This window comes from Spirillospora sp. NPDC000708 (assembly GCF_040299565.1).
Taxonomy (GTDB): Bacteria; Actinomycetota; Actinomycetes; order Streptosporangiales; family Streptosporangiaceae; genus Spirillospora.
Genome location: NZ_JBEPCJ010000074.1, coordinates 1 through 12,129 on the forward strand (window position 1 = coordinate 1; position 12,129 = coordinate 12,129).

Annotated in this window: 10 protein-coding genes and 1 tRNA gene; 4 read left to right on the top strand and 7 right to left on the bottom strand. The window is 73.3% G+C overall.

The annotated features are described in order from the left end of the window. Positions 1-177: 177 nt before the first annotated feature. Positions 178-251: transfer RNA gene (locus tag ABT299_RS37865), tRNA-Met, on the bottom strand. 45 nt (positions 252-296) lie between these two features. Beyond that, positions 297-941 (bottom strand): TetR/AcrR family transcriptional regulator, encoded by a 645-nt coding sequence (locus ABT299_RS37870; RefSeq protein WP_500253677.1) that lies wholly within the window; start codon positions 939-941, stop codon positions 297-299. Positions 942-1,004: 63 nt separating this feature from the next. On the opposite strand from ABT299_RS37870, the gene ABT299_RS37875 reads away from it, so the two are divergent. Continuing rightward, entirely contained in the window at positions 1,005-2,207 is a 1,203-nt protein-coding gene (locus tag ABT299_RS37875; protein WP_190852663.1) for a cytochrome P450, read from the top strand. 46 nt (positions 2,208-2,253) lie between these two features. Here the strand turns inward: ABT299_RS37875 and ABT299_RS37880 are convergent, their stop codons facing one another. The 3 genes from ABT299_RS37880 to ABT299_RS37890 form a co-directional block, all read right to left on the bottom strand. Beyond that, complete coding sequence (locus ABT299_RS37880; protein WP_500253678.1) at positions 2,254-3,741, bottom strand: serine/threonine-protein kinase; 1,488 nt, start codon at positions 3,739-3,741, stop codon at positions 2,254-2,256. A 151-nt stretch (positions 3,742-3,892) separates the two neighbouring features. Further along, the gene (gene pruA, locus ABT299_RS37885; protein ID WP_500253679.1) at positions 3,893-5,524 is read right to left on the bottom strand and encodes an L-glutamate gamma-semialdehyde dehydrogenase; all 1,632 of its coding nucleotides are present in this window, start codon (positions 5,522-5,524) and stop codon (positions 3,893-3,895) included. A gap of 76 nt (positions 5,525-5,600) precedes the next feature. Continuing rightward, complete coding sequence (locus tag ABT299_RS37890) at positions 5,601-6,515, bottom strand: proline dehydrogenase family protein (protein ID WP_500198136.1); 915 nt, start codon at positions 6,513-6,515, stop codon at positions 5,601-5,603. Positions 6,516-6,617: 102 nt separating this feature from the next. Between ABT299_RS37890 and ABT299_RS37895 the strand changes: the two genes are divergently transcribed. After that, entirely contained in the window at positions 6,618-7,712 is a 1,095-nt protein-coding gene (locus tag ABT299_RS37895) for a PucR family transcriptional regulator (protein WP_500253680.1), read from the top strand. Here ABT299_RS37895 and ABT299_RS37900 read toward each other — a convergent pair whose 3' ends face one another. Both ABT299_RS37900 and ABT299_RS37905 read right to left on the bottom strand, forming a co-directional pair. Next, entirely contained in the window at positions 7,713-9,275 is a 1,563-nt protein-coding gene (locus ABT299_RS37900; RefSeq protein WP_190852674.1) for an acyl-CoA synthetase, read from the bottom strand. 63 nt (positions 9,276-9,338) lie between these two features. Continuing rightward, entirely contained in the window at positions 9,339-9,938 is a 600-nt protein-coding gene (locus ABT299_RS37905) for a hypothetical protein (RefSeq protein ID WP_500253681.1), read from the bottom strand. Positions 9,939-10,114: 176 nt separating this feature from the next. On the opposite strand from ABT299_RS37905, the gene ABT299_RS37910 reads away from it, so the two are divergent. Continuing rightward, positions 10,115-11,260, top strand: coding sequence for a sensor histidine kinase (locus tag ABT299_RS37910; RefSeq protein ID WP_500253682.1), 1,146 nt, complete (start codon positions 10,115-10,117; stop codon positions 11,258-11,260). After that, a complete protein-coding gene (locus ABT299_RS37915) occupies positions 11,257-11,919 on the top strand; it encodes a response regulator (protein WP_190852681.1) in 663 nt (220 codons plus the stop codon). The genes ABT299_RS37910 and ABT299_RS37915 overlap by 4 nt, the downstream gene beginning before the upstream one ends. The last annotated feature ends 210 nt before the right edge of the window (positions 11,920-12,129 follow it).

Below are 12,129 nucleotides of genomic sequence, written 5' to 3' on the forward strand. Positions count from 1 at the left end.
AAGGCGAGGGCGAAGCCCGAGGGGGGCAAGGGGCGAAGCCCCAAAAGCGCGCGAAGCGCGCCGGGGGCGTGGGGGCGGAGCCCCCACGCCGGGGGGCTCGGGGGGTCGTCCCCCCGGAAACGGCGAAGGGTCCGTGGGGAAGCGCCGAAGGCGCGACCACACGGACCCTAGGACCCGTAGCGGGGGCAGGATTTGAACCTGCGACCTCTGGGTTATGAGCCCAGCGAGCTACCGAACTGCTCCACCCCGCGGTGATGTCTTAACTCTATGGGGCTGGGGGTGCTTGCGCAAACCGATTAGGGACGGGGCGTTGCGGGGGTGTGGACGGGGGCTTGCAGGGCGGCGGCGAGCATGGCGGTGAGGTCGGCGACGAAGGCGTCGTGGTCGAGGAGGGTGGGGTCGGGGTGGCCGGGTTCGATGCGGCCGGTGCGGTCGGCGAGCGCGGCGGTGAGGAAGGCGATGGCGACGGCGATGCGTTCGAGGGCGCGGGGTTCGGGGAGGCGGGCGCGGCAGGCGGTCTGGAGGAGGTCGAGCTGGCGGGTGAGGGCGGTGCCGGCGATGACGGGCGGGACGCGGTGGCCGCGGATGCCGGCGCGGCCGGCGAGCTGGGCGGTGATGCGGAGGAAGTCGCGGCCTTCGGGGGTGCGGAGTTCGGCGGCGGTGGGTTCGACGATGGCGGCGACGATGCCGTGGAGGTCGGCGGGGTCGAGGGCGGGGAGGGTGGCGGCGCGGGCGGGTTCCATGCGCTGGACGCCGGCGCGGAGGATGGCGTCGAGGAGTCCGGCGCGGGAGCCGAAGTGGTAGGTGATGGCGGAGTCGTTGCCCTGCCCGGCGAGGGCGACGATGTCGCGGGTGCGGGCGGCGTCGATGCCTTCGGCGGCGAAGAGGCGGGCGCCGGCGCGGATGAGGCGGTCTCGGGTGGCGCTTGCGTCTCTCGGCACGCGGTGATACTAACAGAGGGCGTTAATAACGGTGCTCGTTATAACCTCCCGGAGGGCCGCGCCATGGCGGACGTCTACGATCCGTTCGATCCCGCATTCCAGGCCGACCCGTACCCCGCGTACCGGCGGCTCCGCGACGAGGACCCCGTCCACCGCCACGACGACCCGCCGTTCTGGGCGCTGTCGCGGTTCGAGGACATCTGGGCGGCGACGCGCGACGCGGGGGCGTTCTCGTCCGCGCAGGGCCTGACGTTCTATCCGGACGAGATCGGCACGCTGGGCCTGGCGCCGACGATCGTGATGCTGGATCCGCCGCGGCACACCGTCCTGCGCAGGCTGGTCAGCCACGGGTTCACGCCGCGCCGGATCGCTGCGCTGGAGGACATGCTGCGCGCGTTCGTGCGGGAGAACATCGCCCGGATGGAGCGGAAGGCGGCCGACGGCGAGACCCCGGACCTGCACGGCGACTTCTCCGCGCCGCTGCCGACGTTCGCGCTGGCGCACCTGCTCGGCGTCCCGGAGGCGGACCGGGCGCGGTTCACCCCGTGGGTGCGGGCGCTGACGACGCTCCAGGACGACGGGTTCGACCTGAAGGCGCTGAAGGACGACGCGGTCGCCGCCGTGGCGGAGATGTTCGAGTACTTCACCGGGGTGATCCAGGCCCGCCGCGCCGACCCGTCCGACGATCTGATCAGCGCGCTGACGGTGGCCGAGGCGGACGGCGAGCGCCTCACCGACTGGGACATCCTCGGCTTCTGCTTCGTCATGGTCGCGGGCGGGAACGACACGACCGCCAACCTGGTCTCGCACGGGGTGGCGCTGCTGGACACCGACCACGCGCAGCGCGAGCGGCTCGCGTCCGACCTCTCGCTGATCCCGAACGCGCTGCTGGAGTTCCTGCGGCTGGAGGCGTCGGTGCAGGCGCTCGGCCGGACGACGACGCGCCCGGTCGTGGTCCGCGGCACGGAGATCCCCGCGGGCGAGAAGGTGATGATGCTGTTCGGGGCGGCGAACCGGGACGAGCGGGAGTTCGGCCCGTCCGCCGGGGACCTCGACGTCACCCGGGAGATCCCGCGCCATCTGGGCTTCTCCAGCGGCGTCCACTTCTGCATCGGCTCGCACCTGGCGAAGCTCCAGGCGCGCGTCGCGCTGGAGGAGCTGCTGAAGGCCCATCCCCACGCGGGCGTGGACGTGGCGAACGCGCGGCGCATCGCGTCGCCGTTCACCCGCGGCTGGATCTCGCTTCCGGCGACCGGGATCGGGTGAGCAGCGCGGACGGCGGCCCGGCGCTCACCTCATGGACGCCGCGGGCTCACCCCATGGACGGGGCCGCGCCGAACCCGCCGCCGTAGAAGGATCCCTGGTGCATGCAGTTGACGCTGGCGAACTGCCCCTCGGCGGACCGCTCCTGGATCACCTTGCCGTCCAGGGTGATGCTGCAGTGGATGGTCCCGGACTTGATCCCGGTGTTCCCGCCGACGCTCAGGAACGTGAACTGCGACGCCTTGAACGTCGCGGTCCACGGCGGCTTGACCGTCTGGTTCGTCATGCCGCCGTCCGGCGGCATCACCATGACCGAGAGGGGCGACACGCTGCCGCTCACCTTGTAGACGATCTTGTGGACCACCGGTTCGGACGGGGTCGCCGAGGCCGAGGACGCGGTCGCGGGCGGGACGGCCGGGTCGGAGGGCCCGTGCCCGGCGCCCGTACCGCCGCCCGTCCCGCCGCCCGACGGCAGCACGAGGACGGCGAGGGCGCCGGCGGCCACGAGCGCGGCGACCCCCGCGCCCGCCGCGATCAGCAGCCGCGGGGCCTGCCTGCCGGCGGGGTGCGGCGCGGTCATGGCGGCCGTGCCGGGGTTCGTCGAGGGGCCGTGCGGCGGGAGCCCCGTCGCCGGGAAGCCCGCGGGCGGCGGGCCGGGAGGCGGCGCGAACAGCTGCGAGGCCGACGTGCCCTGCCCCTCCGCCCGGAGGAAGGACGCGACGGCGCCGGCGCTCGCCGGGCGCAGCTCCACCTCCTTCGCGAGGAGGTCGAGCACGAGCCGCTCCAGGTGCGGCGGCACGTCCGGGCGGAGGGCGCCCACCCGCGGCGGCGGCTCGTTCAGGTGCGCGTACAGCAGGCCGGGCAGGCCGGAGCCGGAGCGGAAGGGGGGTTCGCCGGTCAGGAGCTCGTGGAGGACGCACCCGAACGCGTACAGGTCGGACCGGAAGTCGGCGGCCTCCCCGCGGAACTGCTCGGGGGCCATGTAGAGGGGCGTGCCGACGGACCCGCCGTCCTGGGTGAGCCGCGTCGCGGCGTCGGCGAGCCCGGCGATGCCGAAGTCGCACAGCTTGAGCCGCCCGTCGGCGAGCAAGAAGAGGTTCGCGGGCTTGATGTCGCGGTGCACGATCCCGCGCGAGTGGGCCGCGGCGAGGGCGTCGGCGACCTGGACGGCGAGGCCGACCGCCTCGCCGACGGGCAGCCCGCCCGGGCGGCGGCGCATGACCGTCCGGAGGTCCTCCCCTTCGAGGAGCTCCATGACCAGGTACGCGAGGCCGTCCTCGGTGCGGCCGACGTCGAACACGACGGTGATGCCGGGGTGCTGGAGCGCGGCGGCGGCCTCCGCCTCGCGTTCGAACCGCTCCATCGCGCCGGGCACGTCCGCCAGCTCGGCGGGCAGCGCCTTCACGGCGACCGGCCGGCGCAGCCGGGTGTCGACCGCGCGCCAGACCTCGCCCATGCCGCCGCGGCCGATCAGGCTCTCCAGGCGGTAGCGGCCGTCGAGCTCCGTTCCGGCGGCGAGCCGCGGCCCGTCCGTCATGCACGCCTCCCGACGGCCTGTGCGGTCACGAGCCATGATTATGCGTATAGAAGAACGTCGTTGTCCATCTGACGCGCGACGCGGACGCGCGAAGGCCGGCCGCCGGAGTGCGCGCCCCGGCGGCCGGGCCCTGAGAACGTGCGGTGGGCCGTCAGCCCATGTGCGGGTAGCGGTAGTCGGTCGGCGGGACGAACGTCTCCTTGATCGACCGAGGCGACGTCCAGCGCAGCAGGTTGAACACCGAGCCGGCCTTGTCGTTGGTGCCGGACGCCCGCGCCCCGCCGAACGGCTGCTGCCCGACGACGGCGCCGGTCGGCTTGTCGTTGACGTAGAAGTTCCCCGCCGCGTAGCGGAGCACCTCGGCGGCGTGCGCGATCGCGGCCCGGTCGGTGGCGATGACGGCGCCGGTCAGCGCGTAGTCGGCGACCGACTCCATCTGCGCGAGCATCTCCTCGTACCGGTCGTCGTCGTAGACGTGGACGCCGAGGATCGGCCCGAAGTACTCGGTCGTGAAGATCTCGTTCTCCGGGTCGCCGGACACCAGGACGGTCGGCCGCACGAAGTACCCCACCGAGTCGTCGTAGGCGCCGCCCGCGACGACCTCGACCGACGGGTCCTCCTTCGCCCGGTCGATCGCGGCCTTGCTCTTCGCGAACGCCCGCTCGTCGATCACCGCGCCGATGAAGTTCGACAGGTCGGACACGTCGCCCATCGTGAGGCCCTCGACCTCGTCCGCGAGCCGCTCCTTGAACCCGTTCTCCCAGATGGAGCGGGGGATGTAGGCGCGGGACGCGGCGGAGCACTTCTGGCCCTGGTACTCGAACGCGCCGCGCACCAGCACGGTCTTCAGCACGTCCGGGTCGGCGGACGGGTGCGCCACCACGAAGTCCTTGCCGCCGGTCTCGCCGACGAGCCGGGGGTAGCTCCGGAACTTCTCGATGTTGTTCCCGACCGTCTTCCACAGGTGCTGGAACGTCGCGGTGGAGCCCGTGAAGTGGATGCCGGCGAGCTCCGGGTGGGCGAGCGCGACCTCGGACACGGCCAGCCCGTCGCCGGTCACCAGGTTGATGACGCCCGGCGGGAGGCCGGCCTCCTCCAGCAGCCGCATGGTCAGCACGGCCGCGTAGGTCTGCGTCGGCGACGGCTTCCACACCACGACGTTGCCCATCAGCGCGGGCGCGGTCGGCAGGTTCGCGGCGATCGCGGTGAAGTTGAACGGGGTGATCGCGTAGACGAACCCCTCCAGCGGCCGCAGGTCCGACCGGTTCCACACCCCGGGACTGCTGATCGGCTGCTCGGCGAGCAGCCGCCGCGCGTAGTGCACGTTGAAGCGCCAGAAGTCGACCAGCTCGCACGGGCTGTCGATCTCCGCCTGCTGGACGGTCTTGGACTGCCCGAGCATCGTCGCGGCCAGGATCGTCTCGCGCCACGGCCCGGCGAGCAGGTCGGCGGCGCGCAGGAAGACCGCGGCGCGCTCGTCGAACGGCAGCGCCCGCCACTTCGGCGCGGCCTCCAGCGCGGCGGCGATCGCGTCGCGGGCGTCGTCCGCCGTCGCGGTCCCGAACGTCCCGAGCACCGACGCGTGCCGGTGCGGCTGGACGACGGCGACCTTCGCGCCGGCGCCGAGCCGCCGCTCGCCGCCGATCGTCATGGGCAGGTCGATCGGGGCCTCGGCGGTCAGCTCGGCGAGCCTCGCCTCCAGCCGGGCCCTTTCGGCGCTGCCGGGCGCGTACCCGCGCACCGGCTCGTTGGCGGGCGTCGGAACGGTGGTCACGGCGTCCATGGAAGGGGGCCTCCTCATCAGTGTTGGTTGCGAGGGGGGACGCCCCCCCACGCCCCCCGGGCCGGCTTCGCCGGGATCAACGGGAGACGAACGAACGAAGGAAGAACACGAGGTTGGCCGGACGCTCGGCCAGGCGGCGCATGAAGTAGCCGTACCAGTCGGCGCCGTACGGCACGTAGACGCGCATCCGGTTGTCCCGCGCGAGCCGCCGCTGCTCGGCGGCGCGGATGCCGTAGAGCATCTGGAACTCGTACGAGTCGGGGGACCGGTCGTTCGTGACGGCGAGCGTCCGCGCGATGTCGATCATCCGGGGGTCGTGGCTGCCGACCATCGGGTACCCCTCCCCCGCCATCAGGACCCGCAGCCCGCGCACGTAGGCGCGGTCGATCTCGGCCTTGCTCTCGAACGCCACCGACGCCGGTTCCGCGTACGCGCCCTTGACGAGCCGGACCCGCGAGCCTTCGTGCGCCAGGTCCCGCAGGTCGCCCTCGGTGCGGCGCAGCATCGCCTGGATCGCCACGCCCGTCCGCGGGAAGTCGGCGCGCAGCTTGCCGAGGATCTCCAGCGTGGAGTCCACGGTCGTGTGGTCCTCCATGTCCAGCGTGACCGTCATGCCGGCCCGGTCCGCGGCCGCGCAGATCTCCCGCGCGTGGTCGAGCGCGAGGTCGCCGGGGAGCGCCTGGCCGAGCGCCGACAGCTTCACCGACGCGTCCGCGCCCGCGGCCAGCCCCCGCTCGGCGAACGCGCCGAACATCGCCAGGTAGGCGTCCCGCGTGGCCTCCGCCTGCGCCCGCTCGCGCGTGTACTCGCCGAGGTGGTCCAGGGTGACGCGGAGCCCGTCGGCGGTCAGCTCCCGCACCGCCCGGACGGCGGCGTCCAGGTCCTCTCCGGCGACGAACCGGTCGACGACCCGCCGCGTCAGCGGGACCGAGGTCACGAGGCCGCGCACGCGATCGCTGCGCGCGGCGGCGAGGAGAACGGGACCGAGCATCAGAGGGCCTCCTTACGTCACCTCGACGGTAGGAACCCGGCCCGGTCACCGCGTATAGTCAAATGCCACTTTCAACCAGCGACTTCTTCATACATATGTCTTATGGCTCCTGATCTGCAAGAGATCGTGGAACTCGCCGCCGACCTCCTCGGCGCCCCGGCGACGCTGGAGGACCGCGACTTCCACCTCGTCGCCTACGCCGCGCACGGCGACACGATCGACCCCGTCCGGATGGACTCGATCCTGCACCGGCGCGCGACCGAGGCCGTCCGCACCCGCTTCGAGTCCTACGGCATCGCCCGCGCCGCCGGGCCCGTCCGCATCCCCGCCGACCACTCCCTCGGCCAGCTCGGCCGGCTGTGCCTGCCCGTCCGCTGGAACAACGTCACCTACGGCTACCTCTGGCTGCTGGACGACCAGGAGCGCATCACCGACGCCGCCCCCGCCATGCCGCTCTGCGAGCGCGCGGGGCTCCTCATGGCCCGCCAGGCCCGCGAGCGCGACGACCTCGGCTGGAAGGTCGCCGACCTGCTGTCCGCGCAGCCGGACGTGCGCGCGCAGGCCGCCAACGAGCTCGCCGAGGCGGGCGTCCCCGACCCGCCGCTCGCCGTCGCCGTCCTGCGCAGCCCGAACACCGACCCGCTCAACCCGTGGCTGCTCCCCCACTCCGTCCTCACCACGGTCTGGCAGCGCGACCACGTCCTGGTCATCCCGGCGTCGGCGGCCCCGCACACCGTCGTCGACCGGGCCCGCCGCCTGCTGGAGGAGCGCACCGCCCCCGTCCACGCGGGCTTCTTCTCGCCCTGCCTCACCCTGGAGACCGTCCACGAGGGCTGGCTCCGCGCCCGCGTCGCCGCCCGCACCGCCGCCGCCGGCGAGACCCGCGACTGGACGTCCCTCGGCGTCCTGCGGCTCCTGCGCGCCGCCGGCGACGAGGCCCTCGCCCAGACGACCCGGACCCCGGGGACGGAGACCCTCCTCCAGCACCCCGACCTCGCCCTCACCGCCCGCACCTACCTGGACCTGGCGGGCAACGTCCAGAGAACGGCACAGACCCTGAACATCCACCGCCAGACCCTCTACCACCGCCTCCGCCGCATCGAGGAACTGACGGCCCTGACCCTCGCCAACGGCCAGGACCGCCTGACCCTCCACCTGGCCCTCACCCTCGCCCCGCACCTCCAGCAGGACGAGTGATCAGGACTCCGCGAGACGCGCGTGCAGCTCCCGCAGTTCGCGCTTGAGGATCTTGCCGCTGGGGTTCTTCGGCAGCGACTCGGCCAGCACCACGTACTTCGGCCGCTTGTAGCCCGCGAGCCGCTCCCGGACGTGCGCGTGGACGTCGTCGGCGCTCAGGGCGGCCCCGGCCCTCGGCACGACGACCGCCGTGACCGCCTCGATCCAGCGCGGATGCGCGATCCCGAAGACCGCGACCTCCGCGACCCCGTCCAGCTCGTAGATCGCCTCCTCGACCTCCCGGCTGGCGACGTTCTCCCCGCCCGTCTTGATCATGTCCTTCTTCCGGTCGACCACCGACAGGTGGCCGTCCTCGGTCATGATCCCGAGGTCCCCCGAGTGGAACCAGCCGCCGCGGAAGGCGTCCTCGGTCTTGGCCTCGTCGTTGTAGTAGCCGAGGGCCGCGTGCGGGCTCCGGTGCACGATCTCGCCGACCTCGCCCGCCGGGACGGGGTTCCCCTCGTCGTCGACGAGCATCGTCTCGACGTTGAGGGCCGCCCGCCCCGCGCTGCCGGCCCGCTCCAGCTGCTCGTCCGGCCGCAGGATCGTCGCGAGCGGCGCCATCTCCGTCTGGCCGTAGAAGTTCCACAGCCGCACGTCCGGCAGCCGCCGCAGCAGCTCCCGCAGCACCTCCACGGGCATCGCGGACGCCCCGTAGTACCCCTTCCGCAGGCTGGACAGGTCGCGCCGGTCGAAGTCGGGGTGCCGCAGCAGCGAGATCCACACCGTCGGCGGGCAGAACAGCTTGGTGACCCTCTCCCGCTCGATCGTCTCCAGCACCAGCGCGGGATCGGGCCCCGGCAGGATGACGCTCGTCGCCCCGAGGTACACGTCGACCGAGAAGAAGCAGTCCAGCTGCGCGCAGTGGTACATCGGCAGCGCGTGCGCCTCCACGTCGTCGGCGGACATCTCCCCGTCGACGACGCAGCTCACGTACTGGCTGATCAGCGACCGGCTGGTCAGCATGACGCCCTTGGGCCGCGACTCGGTCCCCGACGTGTACATCAGGCGCAGCGGGTCGTCGTCGCCCACGAGCACGTCCGGTGCCGCGGCGGACCCCTCGCGGCACCACGCGTCGACGTCCTCCCAGCCCTCGGCGCCGCCGCCGATCCGCCCGCGGACCCCGCCCTCGACACCGGCCGCCGCCAGCGCCTTCTCCGCGACGGGCACCAGCGCGCCCTCCGCGACGATCCCGGAGGCCCCCGAGTGCCCCAGGATGTAGGCGATCTCGTCCGCGCCCAGCATGAAGTTGACCGGCACCAGCACCACGCCCAGCTTCGCCGTCGCGAACGCCAGCACCGCGTACTGCCAGCAGTTGTGCGACAGCAGGGCGAGCCGGTCGCCCTTCGCGAGCCCCCGCCCCGCCAGCGCGTTCGCCGCGCGGTTCACCGCCGCGTCGAACTCCGCGTAGGTGAACCGCTCGTCGCCGCCGACCACCGCGAGCTTGCCCGGATACCGCCGGGCCGTCCGGTGCACCAGATCCCCGTAGGAGTGCTGCCGGGCCCTCGCGACCGACGTCGACATCGCCCACCGTCCTTTCCAGACATAACCGCTGATAGAGGCAGTGATCTGGATCATAGCCGCAGGTCACGCGGCGGCCGGTTCGGTGGCGCCGCGCGCGGCGTGGACGCCGATCGCGAACAGCGCGGCGAAGAAGACGTCGTCGGCCAGCAGGAACCAGGGCCGGGGCAGGCCGAGGGCGCCGATCAGGCACGACACCAGCAGCGCGACCCCGATCCACCGCGGCAGCGTCCGGGCCCGCAGCACGGCGACGCCGAGGCAGACCGCACCGGCGACCAGGCACAGCAGCGCGACGCCCTCGAAGACGGCGAAGCCGGAGGGCTCGTCGCGGGGGATGCCGCCGTGGCCGGCCAGGTACGGCTTCACGAAGCCCTCCACGACGCCCTCACCGATGTTCAGCATCAGCAGCGCGGCGAAGACGCAGGCGTATCCGGCGACGTGCAGTCGCGGCGCCCGTCCCGCGAAGGCCAGGATGACCGGCAGCCCGAGCGCGACGACGACGTCCCCGCCGACCGCGATCCCCTCGAACAGCGGCCAGAGCCGGTAGCGGAACACCTCGTCGCCGTGGCCCGGCGCGAGCAGGTTCGCGGCGAGGTAGCCGGACGCCGCGACGAGCGTGCCGACGATGAGCGCCCATCCGGCCAGGCGCCTCAGGTTCACGGTCATGGTCTCCTCCTCGGAAGCCGCCGCCCTCCGGCGACGTCGCCCTCAGCGTCGGCCCGCCGGCGCCCCCGGTCGTCATGCCGCGGTCGCCACCGCCTCGTCCGCGGGTCGGCATCAGGACGAGGCGAATACGACCAGCGGATGACGCCGCCCGGCCCGCGCGCGGATAGCTTGCGAGCGTGACGCCGAGGACCCGGGAGCTGCTGCTGCCCGACGGGCTGGCCGCGCTCGCGGTCGCCGCCTTCGCCGTGGTCGACATCGCGTTCCGCCTGGACAACTCGGCCCGCTACGGGCCGACGGCGGCGCTCGTCGCCTCCACCCTCGCGGCGGCGCTGGTGCTCGCGCTGCGCAGGGTCGCGCCGCTCGCCACCGCCGTGACCGTCGCGGCCGTCCTCGCGGGGCCGATGCTGGCCGTCCCGCTGACCTTCACGCTCTGGGGCGGCTTCCTGCCGATGCTGATCGCCGCCTACTCGGTGGCCCGGCACGCCGACCGCGCGCACGCGTGCCTCGGCGCCGCGGCGACCGCCGCCGCGGTCGTCATCGTGATGCTGCGCAACCCGGACGCGGGGACGGCCGGGAACATCCCGTTCGCCGCCGTCCCGCTGGTCATCGTCCTCGTCGCCGGCCGGGTGCTGCGCGCCCGCGCCCGCAGCCACTCCGACGACCGGGCCCGGGCCCGGCGGCTGGAGGCCGCGCTCGCCGAGGAGCGGTCCCGCATCGCCCGCGAACTCCACGACATCATCGCCCACTGCGTCAGCGTCATGGTCGTCCAGGCCGGCGCCGCCGAGGACCTGCTCGACCGCGACCCCGCCAAGGCGCGCGCGCCGCTGCACTCGGTGCAGGAGACGGGGCGGCAGGCCGTCGGCGAGCTCCACCGGATGCTCGGCCTGCTGCGCGGGGAAGGGGCGCGCCCGGCGCTCGCGCCGCAGCCCGGCACCGCGGACCTCGCCGAGCTCACCGGTCACATGGCCGCCATCGGCCTGCCGGTCGAGCTCACCGTGGAGGGCCAGGAGCGTCCGCTGCCGCCGGGCGTCGGCCTCGCCGTCTACCGGATCGTGCAGGAGGCCCTCACCAACGCCCTCAAGCACGCCGCCCCGACCACCGCGCACGTGGTGCTGCACTACGACGAGCACTCCGTGCGGGTCAGCGTGCACGACACGGGACGCACCGGCGCGCGGGCGGGCACGGATCCGGACCGGCTCGGCCACGGCCTGCTCGGCATGCGTGAACGGGTCGGCCTCTACAACGGCACGCTGGCGACCGGGCGCACCGGCGACGGCGGCTTCGCCGTGACCGCGAGCCTGCCGCTGGAGGCGGCCCCATGACGATCCGGGTGCTCATCGTGGACGACCAGGCGCTGGTCCGCGGTGGTTTCCGCTCCATCCTCGAAGGCCAGCAGGACATCGAGGTCGTCGGCGAGGCGGCCGACGGCGCGGAGGCGGTGGACGCGGCGCTGTCCCTGCTGCCCGACGTCGTCCTGATGGACATCCGGATGCCGCGCATGGACGGCATCGAGGCGGCCCGCCGGCTCCTGCGCGACGGGCGCTGCCCGGCACGCGTGCTCATGCTCACGACGTTCGACGAGGAGGAGTACGTCTACCAGTCGCTGCGCGCGGGGGCGAGCGGCTTCCTGCTCAAGAGCGCGCCACCGCGCGAACTCGCCGGGGCCGTCCGCACGGTCGCCGCGGGCGAGGCGCTGCTCGCCCCGGAGATCACCCGCCGGATGATCGAGGAGTACGTGCGCCGCCCCCGCCCCGGCACGACCCGTCCCGCCGGCCTGGAAAGGCTGACGCCGCGCGAGCTGGAGGTGCTGGGCCTCATCGCCCGCGGCCGCTCGAACGCGGAGATCAGCGCGGACCTGTTCCTCAGCGAGCCGACGGTGAAGACCCACGTGACGCGGATCCTCGCCAAACTCGCCCTACGGGACCGCGTCCAGGCAGTCGTCTTCGCCTACGAATGCGGCCTGGTCCAACCCGGCCACTGACCCACAAGCCCACAAGAGGCAATGCCTCAAACAGGCCGCGGAGCCAAAAACCCGCACAAGTAAGTGGGCAAGGGGCGAAGCCCCAAAACCAGGGCGCAGAGCAAAAACCGGCACCCTCAAGGCGAGGGCGAAGCCCGAGGGGGGCAAGGGGCGAAGCCCCAAAAGCGCGCGAAGCGATCGCAAGAGCACACGACTTAACTCCAGTCACGA

Bases quoted from the DNA above. Each gene is read 5' to 3' on its own strand.
- ABT299_RS37875 (WP_190852663.1), top strand. From the start codon at position 1,005: ATGGCGGACGTCTACGATCCGTTCGATCCCGCATTCCAGGCCGACCCG.
- ABT299_RS37880 (WP_500253678.1), bottom strand. From the start codon at position 3,741: ATGACGGACGGGCCGCGGCTCGCCGCCGGAACGGAGCTCGACGGCCGC.
- pruA (WP_500253679.1), bottom strand. From the start codon at position 5,524: ATGGACGCCGTGACCACCGTTCCGACGCCCGCCAACGAGCCGGTGCGC.
- ABT299_RS37890 (WP_500198136.1), bottom strand. From the start codon at position 6,515: ATGCTCGGTCCCGTTCTCCTCGCCGCCGCGCGCAGCGATCGCGTGCGC.
- ABT299_RS37895 (WP_500253680.1), top strand. From the start codon at position 6,618: ATGGCTCCTGATCTGCAAGAGATCGTGGAACTCGCCGCCGACCTCCTC.
- ABT299_RS37900 (WP_190852674.1), bottom strand. From the start codon at position 9,275: ATGTCGACGTCGGTCGCGAGGGCCCGGCAGCACTCCTACGGGGATCTG.
- ABT299_RS37905 (WP_500253681.1), bottom strand. From the start codon at position 9,938: ATGACCGTGAACCTGAGGCGCCTGGCCGGATGGGCGCTCATCGTCGGC.
- ABT299_RS37915 (WP_190852681.1), top strand. From the start codon at position 11,257: ATGACGATCCGGGTGCTCATCGTGGACGACCAGGCGCTGGTCCGCGGT.